The organism is Pseudomonas sp. PvP028, assembly GCF_017832255.1.
Classification (GTDB): domain Bacteria; phylum Pseudomonadota; class Gammaproteobacteria; order Pseudomonadales; family Pseudomonadaceae; genus Aquipseudomonas; species Aquipseudomonas syringae.
The window spans coordinates 790,572-805,869 of the sequence record NZ_JAFIBL010000001.1; the positions used below are offsets into that span (position 1 = coordinate 790,572).

Annotated in this window: 9 protein-coding genes; 2 read left to right on the forward strand and 7 right to left on the reverse strand. The window is 60.5% G+C overall.

From position 1 onward, the window contains the following. Positions 1-59: 59 nt before the first annotated feature. The gene (locus JOE34_RS03610) at positions 60-698 is read left to right on the forward strand and encodes a toluene tolerance protein (protein WP_044312568.1); all 639 of its coding nucleotides are present in this window, start codon (positions 60-62) and stop codon (positions 696-698) included. Positions 699-746: 48 nt separating this feature from the next. Here JOE34_RS03610 and JOE34_RS03615 read toward each other — a convergent pair whose 3' ends face one another. From JOE34_RS03615 to JOE34_RS03645, 7 genes are read right to left on the reverse strand one after another with little or no spacing between them, the layout of a single operon-like run. Next, positions 747-1,916 (reverse strand): hypothetical protein, encoded by a 1,170-nt coding sequence (locus tag JOE34_RS03615; RefSeq protein WP_004414793.1) that lies wholly within the window; start codon positions 1,914-1,916, stop codon positions 747-749. Next, on the reverse strand, positions 1,906-2,679 hold the full coding sequence (locus JOE34_RS03620) for a glycosyltransferase family 2 protein (RefSeq protein ID WP_003392119.1): 774 nt from the start codon (positions 2,677-2,679) through the stop codon (positions 1,906-1,908). Before JOE34_RS03620 ends, JOE34_RS03615 begins: the two co-directional genes overlap by 11 nt. Before the next feature lie 31 nt (positions 2,680-2,710). After that, positions 2,711-3,667 carry a glycosyltransferase gene (locus JOE34_RS03625; protein WP_122335884.1) on the reverse strand — a complete coding sequence of 319 codons (957 nt, stop codon included), beginning with the start codon at positions 3,665-3,667 and terminating at the stop codon, positions 2,711-2,713. Between the two features lie 30 nt (positions 3,668-3,697). After that, the gene (locus tag JOE34_RS03630) at positions 3,698-5,107 is read right to left on the reverse strand and encodes a PIG-L family deacetylase (protein WP_046265977.1); all 1,410 of its coding nucleotides are present in this window, start codon (positions 5,105-5,107) and stop codon (positions 3,698-3,700) included. Beyond that, complete coding sequence (locus JOE34_RS03635; RefSeq protein ID WP_016567039.1) at positions 5,104-6,000, reverse strand: antimicrobial resistance protein Mig-14; 897 nt, start codon at positions 5,998-6,000, stop codon at positions 5,104-5,106. The genes JOE34_RS03630 and JOE34_RS03635 overlap by 4 nt, the downstream gene beginning before the upstream one ends. Further along, positions 6,000-7,130 carry a glycosyltransferase gene (locus JOE34_RS03640; protein ID WP_004409426.1) on the reverse strand — a complete coding sequence of 377 codons (1,131 nt, stop codon included), beginning with the start codon at positions 7,128-7,130 and terminating at the stop codon, positions 6,000-6,002. The genes JOE34_RS03635 and JOE34_RS03640 overlap by 1 nt, the downstream gene beginning before the upstream one ends. Then, positions 7,114-8,871: a carbamoyltransferase gene (locus JOE34_RS03645; RefSeq protein ID WP_003422365.1), complete on the reverse strand. Its 1,758-nt coding sequence runs from the start codon at positions 8,869-8,871 to the stop codon at positions 7,114-7,116. Before JOE34_RS03645 ends, JOE34_RS03640 begins: the two co-directional genes overlap by 17 nt. A 301-nt stretch (positions 8,872-9,172) precedes the next feature. Here JOE34_RS03645 and JOE34_RS03650 point away from each other — a divergent pair, with 301 nt between their 5' ends. Beyond that, positions 9,173-15,298: a membrane-targeted effector domain-containing toxin gene (locus JOE34_RS03650; RefSeq protein WP_046265976.1), complete on the forward strand. Its 6,126-nt coding sequence runs from the start codon at positions 9,173-9,175 to the stop codon at positions 15,296-15,298.

A 15,298-nucleotide genomic window follows, 5' to 3' on the forward strand; every position in this document is an offset into this window, starting at 1 on the left:
CCTGCTGCGGTAACATAGGCGGCTCGTCCATTACCAAGGGCGTAAAAACCGGAGTATCGATGCAAGCGCTTGACCACGCCCATTACCTTGAACAGGTTCAAGGTGCCGAAGTACTTGAAGCCGACGGCACGGGCGACAAGGTACTCCGCCTGCGTGACGGCTCCATGCTGAAACTGTTTCGGCGCAAACGCCTTGTCAGCTCAGCAGCCTGGTACCCCTACGCGCAGCGCTTCGCAGACAACTGTGAAACGCTGGCCAAACGCGACATTCCCTGCCCGCGCATACGCTCGGTCAGCCGCATCGCCGAGATCGAGCGCGATGCCGTGCATTATGATCCGCTGGCTGGCTTCACCCTGCGCCAGCTACTGGGCAGTGCGGTGGCCGACGACAAGCTGCGCAGGCAACTGGGAAGCTTTATTGCCGGGCTGCACGAAAAAGGCATCTACTTTCGCTCGGCCCATCTTGGCAACGTGATCCTCACGCCCGAAGGCAGCCTCGGCCTGATTGACATCGCCGACATGAAAACCTATCGCCGCGCCTTGCGCAAAAGCCTTCGCTTGCGCAACTTCAAGCACATGCTGCGCTATCAGGAAGACCGTCAATGGCTGCTGGACAACGGCAACCCGGCCTTTCTCGATGGTTACATGAGCGCTCAGTCCCTCTGCGACACCTCTGAACTGGCCCAGGCTGTTCAATAACCTGCCCCATGAAAAATGGCCGCTTTCGAAGCGGCCATTTTTTTGAGGCTATTGCTGCTGCCTGAGCCGATGCGTCTGCACCACTCGCCCCAACACCATGGACGCCGGTAACAGCACCAGTACCCAGAGCTCGTCTGGATTGCCGACCAACTGGGCTCCGTCGAAGTTAAGCATGACCAACGCGCACACAAGATAAAGACCCCAGGCATCGCCATTGCGCACGGAGTCCCACAGCGTTATCGCCATCACGACCAGAAACATCACCAGCGAAGCGGCGCCGGTGTACAGCCCCAGCGACACGAAAATATTGTGCGGGTGCTGGATCGGTATGCCGCCCGTCAGGGTCTGGGTGGTGTAGAAATCCACACCGCAGCCCAGCATCCAGCCACAGCGACGCCATTCACCGGTCATGATTTCAAACAGCTCGATGCGATAGGAATCACCTCTGACCATCAGCAGGGCGACCCACTGTTCATCCTTGACGAACCAGAAGGCGGCTGCCGCCACGACGCCCAGCGCCAGCAAGACCACTGTCGTGCGCAGCGGGAAACGGTAGAGCGCATAGGCGGTGCAGACAGCAAACAGAACGGCGCAACCCACCAGCGCAGTACGTGTCTGCACGATAAAGGCGGTTATCACCAGCGTGACAAGAACGGCGCAGACGGCCTCGACCCAGCGACGCTCTTTTGCCCACAACGGCATGGCCAACGCGAGGCTGCAGACCAGCCAGGCACTGGCGTAGATCACGTTCTCCATTCGCCCAGGCAAAATCGCCACACGCTGGCCGAACTCGAACTGCCCGGTCACCCAGCTGTGAATACTGCTCAGCAGAATGTACAGGCACAGCGCCCAGAACATGCTGCGCACGAAGACCCCGCGTCTGAAGAAGCCGTTGTCGGTAATCCCGGCGACGACAAAGACAAACAGGCTGACGTAGATGATGTGCTTGTAATACTGGAACTCCTGCGCCTGTAGCGCGGGGACCAGAAAGCAGGCCATGAACACCGCCCAGGCAATGCCCAGAGGCTTGGCAAACACGCCAGCGCCGCGGTACTTGATCAAGAAGAACAAGCCCGGCAGCGCCGTGAATGCATAAAACAGATTGTTGGTTATCTTGGCTGAGGGGTTGAGGATGAAACTCAGCAGGAAGATGACGATGGCAGCCGTAAAATACTGCTGTACTTTGCTGCCGGGCATTCTTATCGGGTCAACTGACATTATTAAGCAACCAACCTGCTACTAGGCCAGCGAGCACAGCGACGATCAGCTTGACGCGATCCCGACGTTTGCGACGCTGTTTGTCAAGCCGCTCCTGCGGCAACTCCACGTGCTCACCAAACCCGGTGTGCAACACGGCATCATTTTCCAGAATCAGAGCGTAACGGTTTTGCGCAGCGAATAATTGTGAAAGTTTCTTCTCGCCACCGTGCCCGGCATAAGGCGCATGCTGCAGGTAATCAGCCAGGCGGCGCAGCCCCGGATTGAAGGAAAACCCCTGCCATTCAGGCTTGTGCGAGCCCAGCTTGTAAAACGCAATACCCTCGACCACTTCACGCTCGTTGAGGTAAACGTACGGGCTGTGGATACGCAGATCGTGATTGTAGCTGCGCAACCAGACCTGTAAGGCTTGCGGATCGTGTTTCAGCAGCGTCATCGACTCTTCGATGAAGTGCGGACGGTAGAAATCCCAATCGTCTTCGCAATGGAACACCCAGGACGTTTCGATCAGCGAATAGGCCGCGTCGACAGAGCGCATCTGCCCCAGCTTGGGGTTGTTGATGATGAAGCGCGTATGCGGGTGCCAGTGCTCGGGAATGCAGGCCTGAACCCGGTCATCGCCGGAGTCTTCGGTAATCAGCACATGGCGTATGGGCGCAGTGTTGAAATGGTCGAACGTTTCCAGGGTGCGCTTCAACAGGTCGAATCGACCACAACTGGTGACGACCAGCGTAATGTCGCTGTTTTCGCTGAATACCATCATTCGTTCCCAATCATTGAATATTCATAATTCCCTACCATCCCAATCGTGACCGCAGGCGATCGATCCAGCTCGCCGCCGGCATGCTGCGCAGTGGCGCATGCATGGCATCCACGATGGCTTTTCCGAGGGCATGGAATGTAAAGCGTTCCTCGACCAAAGTCTGCCCATTACAAGATATTTCGCCAGCCAGTGTGACGTTATCGCGCAATTTCGCCAGCTTTTCGCGAAGTTCGGGAATGTCGCGATAGAGCACGATGTTGTGCATGTCGACAAAGCCCAGCGCGCGGTTTTCTTCAGCGCCCTGATCGAAGGCAAGCAGCACGCAGCCGCACGCCATGGCCTCGAAATTCTTGATCATGTACTCGCCCATGCCCACGTCGGCACTGACGAAAAAACGGATGCGGTTCAGGGTGTCGCAATACTCTTCGCCGGACTTGGTCCGCGTGACGAGCAGATTCTCGACCTGGCCCAACTCATCCAGCAACGCCTTGCGACCGCTGTAGGCCACGCTGTTGGTGCTGCCCACGAAAGCCAGTTCGATGTCACGCTCGCGTGCCTGCAACTGCAGCAGGCTCTGGTCATAGCCCTTGGGCACGAACACCGCATCGAAGCCTTCCTGGCGCAGCCGTTCGCTGACAATGAACCCCGAGCAGATCACTCGCGCCCAAGGCAGCTTGCGATAGTGCGCGCTGAACTTGCCGGTGTATTTGCACGGAATGTAGTTCTGGTAGGCATCGTGTTCGAGGATGACCAGATTGGGAATCGTGCGGATGAAGCCGACCTGACGCACTTCCTGCTTGAAACGCAGGAAAAACACGATCCGGTCATAGCGGCTGACGTCCACCTCACGGCGGAAATAACCACGCAGGTTGCGTTGCTCCGCAGAGCTCAGCCAGCGCACTTCGCATTCACAATGTGCGGCGATGCCGTCATAGAGACGGTCCAGAATCGCACGCTGCTCTTTCTGGACCAGCAGTAGAACTTTCATGGTTTTCCTTGCAGTACTGCGCCTGCTGAATCAGAGATCACGGCTGCACCAGAACAACTCGTGTCGTCGCACCGCCTTGCGGAAGAATTCGTTTTCGCCCTCGGCCGGCCAGTGACGACCGGCCAGAACCCGCTGCAGCGCACGGCGCACACGGCGCTTGAACGGCATCGGTGGCAGCAGGTCATGCATCATCCCCAGCGCCATCGCCTTGTCGCGTTGCGCGGCGACCGACAATTGAAGGCTGTACGGCACCAGCGCCAGCGCGGCATCGAATACCGGCGGCAGGCTGATGCCGCTGTAGGCATCGCCCATCGGCCAGCGGTCGTTGTCGTGCAGGTGATTGGCATAACCGAGCACCACGTCCGGCTGCCATTCGAGCCCGAGCAGGGCTTCACGCACCGCAGCCTGGGCGCAGATGTGATCGGGATGGGGGTCGATGGCAGGGTGCGGCATCACCACAACCTGCGGCCGGGCCTTGAGAATCAGCGCGCGCAGGTCGGCGAGCAGGTTATTCCAGGTCGGCTGGCCGTTGTCGCCGGGCAATGGCAGGGTATTGAACTGACGGAACAGGCGGGTATCGGTCAGATCCGCCTCACGCGAACCAATCGGCGTATCCGGCGCGGCCTGCATGGCAGGCAGTTGCAGGCAGAAATAGCCCAATTGAACACACTGCGACTCGGGCACCCCGCCCCAGCGCGCCACGGCGATACTGTCCCAGGCCCGCAAGCGGCCTTTCATGCGCGCAGCTTCGGCGCGCTCCATGCCCATCTGCTGATAATGCTCGGCCTCGATCTCACCGGCGGTCAGTGTGATGATCCACGCTTCCTCGGCCTGGCTGTAAAGCCCGAAAGCGGCCAGCTCGGCATCGTCGGCGTGCGGTGCGATGACCATGACACGCTGTTTTCGCGCATCCGGCTGACGAAACAGCCAGAGCCGCGGCGTGCCGGCCAGACGGCAGCAACGCCCGCGCAGTTTCAGCACACCTGCGGCCAGCGGCTCGCCCAGCCCGGTGAGGTTCAGATAGCGCACGCCGCAGACGCCACGCTCGAATGCCTGCTGGTCGTTCAGGCCCTGGCCTTGCAGCTCGACCACAGGGTCGAGAAAACGCCCGAGCCAGGTACTTTTGACCGTCAGCGCCAGTATCAGCGTCTCGTCGCCGTTCAGTTGCACAGCGGGGTCGATCAGCAACGTGCCGCCATCCAGGCGCACGCCCGGCACTTCGCTGTCGGCAGCGAAGGTGTACTGATAGTCGTCAGACGGCGAATAGAACAGATGATCGGCGAACCAGGCCTCATGAGCGACCCAGGCACACACGGCCAGCAGCGGCGCCAGCCACCAGGCAACCAGCACACCCACCGCGATCAACAGGAGCAGCCCACCCAGCAACGCCAGCCGCTTGTTACGGCGATGGCGTTTGAGCAATTGCTGCTTGCGACTCAAATCTGGAACACCGGAACGGGGTTGCACCATCGGTCCTTGTACTCGCGGTCGGCACGACCGAAGGAAAAACGCAGTGATTTGCCCTGCGCGCGGGCGTTCTCCCAGGCGGACTGGGTATTGACAAAGCTGAGCACGCTGCCCGGACTGAAATCACGGGTTTGGGGATCGACACCGCCGTTGACGTACTCGATGCTGACCCACTGCGGCGCTTCGACGCGATACACCAGTTGAATGGCAATCGGCGCATCGTTGAGAAACACCACCGAACCGATCAGCAGCTCGCGCAACAGCTCAATGACCTCGGCCTTGTGCCGGGCACCGGTCGCCTCGAAGCCCCAGCGCCGCTGAAACAGATCGCAGTACATACTTGCCAGCTCCGCGCTACTGAACTCGCTGACAGGCCTTACCGTCCCGCCGGCCTCCTCCAGCAAGCGAAGCTCACGACGCTGGTTGTAACGAAATTTCTTGGACAGCTCTTCAGGCGTACGCGCCATCGCCAGGGATTCGATCTGTGGCTTGAAGGTACTGATGCGGCCTTCGTTGAGCGCAGACACATAGCGGGCCCGATGCCGGACCGGCACCTCGATATCGTTGGCCACCGGCAGAATCAGCTCGGCATTACCCAGGTCGAACAACCCTTTCTTGCCGTGGCGCTTGAGCTCGTCCTTGGACAGCGCCAGCGAGCGCCCCCAGGTGGCAATCGCCGCCTTCACTTCACCGCCCTGCTCCCAGGCCAGGTAACGCACAGCGATGCCGGAAAAGGCCGACAGGCGCGCGACCACCAGCGGATGAGTGGCGACGCTGCCGCCAAACCGCTGCCAGGCCTGCTCGTAGGCAGCCGCATCGATCTGCACCCAGCCACGCTCGCGCCAGCCCTTGAATCGATTGAGCATCAGGCCCCCGCTGTCAGGCTGGAGACTTGCGGCAGACGCCAGAAGACATTACGCACAGCGTGATCGGAAAAACGTTCGCGCAAGCGCAACAGCATGCGCTCGGCACAATCCTGACGTTGTTCGGCATCGAGGCCGGCCATATGCACCAGGCCGTGTGCCAGGCTGTGCACATCACCGAGCGGGAACAGCAGGCCAACGTCTTCGACCACTTCCTTCGCGCCGCCGCATGAGGTTGCAACCAACGGGACACCGGCGACCATCGCTTCCAGCAGGACCATGCCGAACGGTTCGTGGTCCGAGCTCAAGGCGAACACGTCGAAGGCCTTGAAGTAGCGGCGCGCGTCAGGCACCTGGCCGAGGAACAGCACCTGCGGGCCGATGCCCAGCTCCAGCGCCAGTGCCTTGAGGTCTTCTTCCAGGCGACCCTTGCCGAGAATCACCAGTTGGCTGTTCTCGGGAAGATCGGGCAGCGCTTCGGCAAAACCGCGCAACAGCGTGGCCTGATCCTTGTCGGGATGCAGGCGACCGACATTGGCGACAATCCAGGCCGACGCCGACAGGCCCAGCTCTGCGCGGGCATCTTCAGCGGAAAACTGACTGCCCTGCAGTTGCTCGACATCGATCCGGTTGTACAGGGTCTGAATGCGCTCGGCCGGCCACTTGGGCAGGCTGCTGCGCATGTCGTCGCGAACCGCGTCGGAAACACCCAGCAGGCTCAGGCGCTTGCGAAACAGGTTGGCGAACAGCTTGCGACTGCGCCGGTGGTAATCGCCGAACGCATGGTGCACACCGATCACCGGCAGCTTCGTTGCCAGCAGGGCGATGTACACCGGCTTGAAGCGGTGCGCGATGCAAAAGCTGAACGAGCGCGTCGCGGCGATCTTGCGCAGGTCGCGGATGGCGCCCAGCTTCAGGCCACGAATGGCACTGGAGCTGTACTCCATGAACAGCACTTCGTCCGAACCGCAGTCAGCCACGACATCCGGATCGGCGGCACCGGTCAGAAACACTGTCGTTACGCGATAGCCCTTGCCGGCGAACAGGCTGGCGTATTGCCGCGCGCAGTCCAGAAACGGCCCGTCATAGCCGTGACAGAACTGCAGTACGTGTCGTTCAACCGAGCGTGTCATAAGCCTCGACGCCCTCTTTGACCACCAGGATGTCTTCCATGATCAGGTACTCGAGGTCCGAGCCGAAGAACATGTTCAGCGCATCGGTCGGCGAGCAGATCATCGGTTCGCCACGGCGGTTCAGCGAGGTGTTCAGGGACACGCCATTGCCGGTCAGGTTTTCCAGCGCTTTCATCATGTCGTAGTAACGCGGGTTGTATTCGCGCTTGAGCACCTGAGCACGGGAGGTGCCATCTTCATGGACGACTTCCGGAACGCGGGTTTTCCACTCTTCGGCCACTTCGAAGGTAAAGGTCATGAACGGCGCCGGGTGATCGATCTTGATCATCTGCGGGGCGACGGTGTCGAGCATCGACGGGCAGAAAGGCCTCCAGCGCTCGCGGAACTTGATCTGATGGTTGATGCGGTCGGCCACGCCGGTGACGCTCGGGCAACCGATGATGGAGCGACCGCCCAGCGCGCGCGGACCGAACTCCATGCGCCCCTGGAACCAGGCAACCGGGTTGCCCTTGACCATGATCTCGGCAATCCGCTCCGGCGTGTTGTCGATCTGGCGCCAGACCGGCTTGCTCGGGTGACGGGCACAGGCCGCGATCACGTCTTCGTTGCTGTACGAAGGGCCGAGGTAGACGTGTTCCATCTTCTCGACCGGCACACCGCGGGCGTGCGAAACATAGGCCGCAGCACCCACCGCCGTACCCGCATCGCCGGACGCAGGCTGCACGAACAGTTCCTTGACTTCAGGGCGGGCGATGATGCGCTGGTTCAGTTTGACGTTCAGCGCACAGCCACCGGCGAAAGCGATCTTGCCGGTCTCCTTGAGGATGTCGCCCAGGTAGTGATCCATCATCTGCAGCGCGAGCTTTTCGAACAGCGCCTGCATGCTCGCCGCGTAATGAATATAGGGTTCGTCGGCCACGTCGCCAACGCGTTTCGGGCCGAGCCATTCGATCAGCTTCGGCGAGAAGTAGAAGCCCTTGCCGTTCTCTTTGTAGCGACGCAGGCCGATGACGTTGGCCAGCTCGGTATTGATGACCAGCTCGCCATTCTCGAAGGTCGCCAGACGCGAAAAGTCATACTTGCTGGCATCGCCGTACGGCGCCATGCCCATGACTTTGAATTCGCCGTCGAGCATCTCGAAACCGAGGAACTCGGTAATCGCGCCGTACAGGCCGCCCAGCGAGTCCGGATCGAAGAATTCCTTGATCTTGTGGATCTTGCCGTTTTCGCCATAGCCGAAGAAGGTCGTGGCGTACTCACCCTTGCCGTCGATGCCCATGATCGCGGTTTTCTCGGTGAAACCGGAGCAGTGGTAGGCGCTGGAAGCGTGGGCCAGGTGGTGCTCGACCGGCTCGATCTTGATCTTCTTCGGATCGAAGCCCAGTTGTTCGAGGCACCAGACAATCTTGTTGCGGTAGCGCTTGTAACGGCGGTTGCCCATCAGCAGCGCATCGAGGGCGCGATCCGGCGCGTACCAGTAACGCTTGGCGTAATGCCAGCGGGCCTTGCCGAACAGGCTGATCGGGGCGAACGGAATCGCGACCACGTCAACGTCCGACGGCTTGATGCCTGCCTGTTCCAGACAGAACTTCGCCGACTCGTAGGGCATGCGGTTCTTTGCGTGCTTGTCACGAACGAAGCGCTCTTCTTCGGCCGCGGCAATCAGCTTGCCGTCGATGTAAAGCGCTGCGGAAGGATCATGGCTAAGGGCGCCGGACAGGCCAAGGATCGTCAATGCCACTAGTGTCTAGCCTCTTTAGTCTGCATGCAGGCGCAGGGCGCCCGAGAAAAGGTGTGCCCCCGCACAGCGGGCTGAGGGCAGCTAAAGGGCGGGATTATAGCGTAATGACCAACGATTGGCTCGACGCGCTGAAATGTCACCCAAGGCGGCCCGCCAGACGGTGTACGAAACGTCTCTTTCGCCACGCAGCATATTTATCTACGGCGTTGCTGCCCGTTGCATCTGATTAATTGAGGCCTTTAGTCGCAGCCCCCAAGGCCGTCGATCAAACCTCAGCGCCTGGCGCAATGGAAAGCCTGTCATGACACATACACCACTCTCTCTGGATTTCACCCTTTCAACGCCGAGCCCTGTGCCGATGACGCCCGGCGATACTTGGCCTGACGCGTCCGCAGCGCTGAAAAGGCTCGACGAACTGCGCACCCTTCTGGCCAGGGAGCTAAACGCATTGCCCCAGGCTGGCGAAGCCTTGCTAAGCGCACTCACCGGCGCTGACGTGTCCGAGCGCGAACTGGAAATCTTCAGCCTGTTGCAACAGATCGACGACTACTGGACGGACCCGGGCGAAACCGGTGAAAGCCGTCGCGACCGCCTGGTACCGGCCTTGCAACGGGCCATGCTTGACGAAGCCCGCGTCAGGATTCATGAGCGCGATCTCGACAGTGGCTACCTGGCCTGTTTGCCCGAGTCACCCGAGCAGGCGCAAGGCCCGGCGCTCGCCTGCTCGACGCTGTGGGTGCAACTGCATGATGACGAACAGATTGAAATGGCCGGCGTACTGGTGATTTCCCAGGATCAGGGGCGCACGTTATTGATGCTGCCAGGTCTCGGCATCACCGGTTTTGCCACGCAGGCCATGCTGCTCGAAACACTTGCGCAGTGGCTTAACACGCCAACGTTGCGCGATACGCTGCTCGGCAACGCGCAACGACAGCATCAGGAGCGGCTGGCCGAGATAGTTCAGGACGCCGACCTGTACCTGGAGCCCTTCACCGCTGCCGACGTGCAACTGCAGCCCGTTACCACGGCACCGTTCAAGCACGCGTTCGACCGGTTGCTGAACAAGCAGCGCAACGACATCCGTTACGCCTGCGAACAGCCGGGCACGGAGGATCGGCTCAAGCGTCAGTCGCTGATCCAGCAGGCCATCGACATGCCTGGCCTGCTGGGCCCCGCCGCCATGCTTGAACTGCGGGAACTGAGCAACAGACAACGTCAATACCAGCGAGACTTGCCCGAATGGATGAAGATCGCCAGCGCGGCTGACCTGCAGACCTATGCCTTGCACCTGCAACGCTACGACGCGGCACATGCTGCGATGCTGAGCGTACTGGGCGGCGCAGCTTCCCCGGAGCAGTTTGCCGAAATGCAGTTGCGCACGCGCCTGGCCAATGATCTCGGCGAGGATCTGGACCCGCGGGCCTTGACCATCGACACTCGTCGCACACTGCCAGCGACGAGCGAGACCTACCGCGTGACGCTGCCGCTGACCGAACTGGCGCTCTATGGCCTGCATCCGGGTGACGAGACAGCAGGCTCGGACTTCCTCGACCAGACGCTCATCACCCTCGATGGCCAGCCGCTGGACGCCGCCTACTCGGCCTTGACCCCGGCCTACCTTGCCGGCGTGATTGATGAGCTCAACCTGCGCGCGGTGTTTGCCACGTTTCAACACGAGGCCTATCAGCAGGAACACAATCAACAGATGCTGCGCGCACTGGCGAGGACCCGACTGACTACGCTGGGCTGGGCGGCGAAGATGCAGGGGCATATCCAGCCCGAGGATTTTGCCATTGTCGCAGCGCTGACCAGCACGCCAGTGAGTGCGCCTGATCCCACGATGCGCGTGCAGCAGATCAAACTGAACGACCGCAACGTGATGGCCAGATTGCTGGTGTTTCGCAAGCAGGATGCTCAAGGCCAGACGCAACGGCTGATCATGTTCACCAGCGAGGCGCCCGGACACCAGTATTTCAAGGCTTTCGACACCCAAACCCAACTGCTGCATGAGGTGATTGGCTGGACCGCATCGCCCACAATGACTACCTGGCTGCTCGATCAGGTAGAGGTCACTGCGCGCCCGGAACTGGACGCGCAACTGACGGCCCTCCGCGAGAAACCCCAGCCTGCAAAGGAATTTCTGCAGTTCATCGATCACCCCGATTGCGAGACGGCATTGCGCAGTTTTACCGACGAACAGACTCGCGTATTGCTCTCCGAACAGGCCCGCCATACACCGGACTGGTACCTGCGCGCCAGCCGCGCACAGCGCCGGGAATTACTCGCCGTTGAACACGCCATCGAGGGCGCGCTCGGCAACTATCAGGCCCAACCGCACACCAGGGTTCAGTCGTTCCAGGACTACGTACACCAGCGTGCCAGCCAGCAGATCGGCAAACTGCTGGGTGTCCCTGCCGGCACGGTAGACCCTGACCTGATCGTGATCACCAGCGAGCGCGAAACGCTGACCTACACCGACATGCTGCTCAAAGGCTACAACGACAGCATCGACCCCTTGCGCACGTCAGCAGCCACCGACGCCACGTTCAGCGGCCCGGAGGGTATCGACCTGAGCGCGCTGTCACCCGCAGCTGTTGCAGGCTCGGTGCGTGGCCAGTGGCTGGCAGACGAGTACATTGCGCTGATCAGAAACACCCTGCTGAACCGCGAAAACGATGGCTATGCCTACCGTCGCCAGTACAGCGTAATGATCACCCAACTGCAGATGAAGGCGGCTGCGCTGCGCAGCCTGCTGAAAGGTCATGTCGAGCCTGCGCAGTATGTCTGGCTCAAGCAATCACTGGATAACGCGCACCTGAGCGACTCGGCCTCACGGGAGCGTTTCCCCCTTTACCCCCTGCAAATACACGTGGATAAACCCCTGATCGCCTCGGGACTGACCGATGTCGATCAACTGGTTATCCCCAGCCCGCTGCTGACCCACATCGAAACCGTTCAGGGCTGCCTGGTCATTTTGCCGACGCAGATCCGTCACGCCGCGCTGCTCTATACGCCGCAGGCACCTGACGGTATCGAATTCCGTTTGTTCAGCGATTTCGTGAGCTCGCTGGATAGTGAAGGGATGATCGATTACTACAAGGATCGCTGCCGCATCAAGGCACGCCGCACCCTGTCGTTCTTCCTGCGGGACATGCAGAAGGGCAACGCCAACAAGCCTCCGGCCATCCCCAGGGCATTCATTTCAGACGTTGCCGATACCTGCTTCAACCGGCCGCTGGAGCGCAGGTTGCGCGATGTGGAAGAAACCACCAGCGGCCGCCACGACATGCTGGCCAAGCTGATCTGGGTCAGTGTCGAAATCATTGCCACGGCCCTGACCCTGCCCTTTCCGCCGGCAAGCTTTGCGGTGGGCAGTCTGGTTTCATTGCATGACAGCGGGCAGGCACTGGCAGCGCTGAGCGCAGGCGACCGGGAGCGCGCCACGAACTACATGCTGTCGGCACTGTTCAACGGCCTCGGTGCAGGCAGCGATTTGCTGGTGGGTCTGAAAGGACTGGGCGTTTTGCACCAGCTTGAGAACGGCCAGCATTCGACCCCGGTGTTGCGCTCGTTCCAGCGCCAGCCTTCCCTGCCGCGTTACGAGGACCTGTACCCGGTAGAGCTGCAAGAGCAGGTGCTTCTGCTCGGCAAGCCCAACGTCCACGGGCATGCGGCGGTGTTCCAGGCACCTCATGTCGCCTCGGCACCCCCGCTGGCAACCGGTCAGTTTGCTGCGCGCGGGGGCGATGGCGCCTGGCAGCCGCTGCTCCCGCTACCACCCGTCGCACAGCAGGCGCCATCAGGGTTGCGCATCGATCTGGCCGTCGACATTTCGCTGGAGAACCTGCCACGTATCGCCGATGGTCACGCAAAAGGCGTGCATGCAATCAATGGAAAACATTACATCCAGCTGTCAGACCGGGCCTTTGAGGTTCAGTACGACGCATACTGGCGGTGCTGGCAAATCATCGACCCGGCCAATCCGTTCGCCTTCTTCGGCAAGCAGCCCGTTCGCCTGAATGATCAGGGCCAGTGGCTGCTCGTCGAACGGCAGCGCCTGCGCGGCGGTGGGCTGGACACTCCGGGCACTTATCGACCGCTACCAGAGGAAGCCAGCGCAAGCTCAAGCTCGCTGAACACCTTGAGCGACTATGAGATGCCGAGCGGCATGCGCGCGCATCTGGACATCGTTATCAACAAGGAGGTCTTCGATCCGACCGGTGCTGGTCTTGAAGTCTATTTCGAAACGTATTTCACCGAGGTACGCCAGACCTTTACGGCGCGTCGGGAAAATCTCTATCAGGATGCCCAGGCCTTTTTTGCCCGATTCACGCCGCCACCCAGGCCGCCCCTGCCAACTTATAGTCTGCCCGGCAGCGTCGATACGCTCATCAAACACATCTTCAGTCACAATAACGGGCTGGTGTTCAGCGAAGCCCCGAAATCGGTGGCCAGCAAGCGTCTACTGCTGCTCAACATGCCCTTGCTCGCCGAGCAGCGTGTCGAGGTGCTGTACATCGAGCACCTGCTGACCGACAAACACCTGCGCAAGCTGGCCCGGTATCGCCAACTCGGTAAAAAAAGTCGCTCTGGCTCTCATGAACTCAAGTATTACCTGCAAGAGGCCAATCGCGGCGCCCTGAACAACGCAAGTAGCGAATTCGATTACTACCACCTGATCAAGGCAGCCCACCTCTACGGGATAGAAGTACGCCCGTTCAGTTCGTCGATCAGCTATCCGTTTCTCGGCCACAGCGTGCTGGCGGCTGCCGATGACCCGACAGCGGCCATGAAAATGAGCAATTTCTTCGGGCACAGGCTCATCAGCCACGATATCGAGCCGGCCTCTGCCAGGCGCTGGGTAGCGCTGCTCGACCAGAAGCTGGCCACGACTCACGATCAGGTGCCCGGCATCGCCGAAATGCAGGGAGCCGTCAGTGTTCACGTCAAGGACATTCCCGCCGGACGTCCGACCCGCATCAGGCAAGGCGCGGGTGGGGCGCATGAACACACACCGACGCGCTGCGACTTCAGCATAGCGTTTGCCGACCCGACGCTGCCCGCCAAGCCACTGCCCCCTGCTACCGCTCTGGATAACCTGTTGATCCGCGAGCTGGGCGATCCGGCCGCGGTTGCCGAGGGTGAGCGCTGGGCGGGCGAGTACGGGTTTGTTCTGGACGAAAACGATACCTGGCTGCGCGTCGACCCCGATGACTGGAGCGTTGACAGGCCGATGACGGCCATTCAGCAATCGCTGACCGATGCCACCTATGAAATGCCGCTGGAGACCAGAGCAACACTGCATAACCTGGCGAACTTCGAAAAGAAGGGCCTTGATATGGAGTATTTTTTTGAAGACATCGAACTCGACACTGTGCGTAACACATTCGACCTGCTGCGCAAGAATCTACAACAGGACGCCGCCCGGATCAGCTCAGCTCAACTGCCGCCTCGCCCGACGTTACCAGCCATCGCACCGCAGACAAGCACTGCCGGACTGCTAGAAACCCTGTATCGCCATGCCGAAGGCCTGGTCATTGGCGAGTCACACGCTTCGGTCGCCAGCAAAAAGCTGATCATCGACAACCTGCCGTTGCTGTCACAGCAGAACGTCAAAACGCTGTACATGGAGCACCTGTTGAGCGACCTGCATCAGGCAGATCTGGATCGTTTCCTCGAAACCGGGCAAATGAGTAAAACCTTGCTGCATGACCTGAAAACCCTGGACCGCGGGCATCATACCGATCCGGACGGCATCTACACCTTCGAGCGGCTGATTATCGGGGCGCGGCAGCAGGGTCTGGAAATTCGTGCCATCGATTGCGCAAGCAGTTACCACCTCAAAGGCATTGCCGGGGAACAGTCCATTACCCGCCAGCAAATGATGAATTACTTTGCCTCGCGCACGATCCGCAGGCACCAGGAGGTGGTGGGCTCGCACAAGTGGATCGCGCTGGTCGGTAACAGCCATTCCAATACCTATCAGGGCGTCGTGCCTGGCGTCGCCGAACTGCAAGGCGGGATCGGCCTGCGGGTCGTCGATGTGACACCGGGGCATTCGAGGGGAATAACGCTGGATCCGGGCGAGCTCGTCTCGGGCGGCATAGCGGATGACAAGGTCTACATCAAAGCTGATTATCGGGTGGAGATGGAGGTGCTGCGGTCACAGCCGGTCAGGCTGCCGAGCATCGAAAACCGCCTTTCCAGGCCGGGAATGTTTCTGGTGCAGGAGGGTGAAGGCAATCTGCCAACCATCATTCATCGCGCACGCGACACCTGGATTCACCACACACCGGTGCTGCGCAATGCCGAAGGCAAGCTGTACATCGAACGCCTGCGCTGGCCGCGCATCCACCTCAAACCCTTCGACGACATCGATGCACTGGTGGCAGCACTCGAAGCGATGAACCTTACGCGCATTACCTGA

What these genes read in the sequence shown, in the direction of transcription:
- JOE34_RS03610 (WP_044312568.1), top strand. Translation starts at nt 60, where the DNA reads ATGCAAGCGCTTGACCACGCCCATTACCTTGAACAGGTTCAAGGTGCC.
- JOE34_RS03615 (WP_004414793.1), bottom strand. Translation starts at nt 1,916, where the DNA reads ATGTCAGTTGACCCGATAAGAATGCCCGGCAGCAAAGTACAGCAGTAT.
- JOE34_RS03620 (WP_003392119.1), bottom strand. Translation starts at nt 2,679, where the DNA reads ATGATGGTATTCAGCGAAAACAGCGACATTACGCTGGTCGTCACCAGT.
- JOE34_RS03625 (WP_122335884.1), bottom strand. Translation starts at nt 3,667, where the DNA reads ATGAAAGTTCTACTGCTGGTCCAGAAAGAGCAGCGTGCGATTCTGGAC.
- JOE34_RS03635 (WP_016567039.1), bottom strand. Translation starts at nt 6,000, where the DNA reads ATGCTCAATCGATTCAAGGGCTGGCGCGAGCGTGGCTGGGTGCAGATC.
- JOE34_RS03640 (WP_004409426.1), bottom strand. Translation starts at nt 7,130, where the DNA reads ATGACACGCTCGGTTGAACGACACGTACTGCAGTTCTGTCACGGCTAT.
- JOE34_RS03650 (WP_046265976.1), top strand. Translation starts at nt 9,173, where the DNA reads ATGACACATACACCACTCTCTCTGGATTTCACCCTTTCAACGCCGAGC.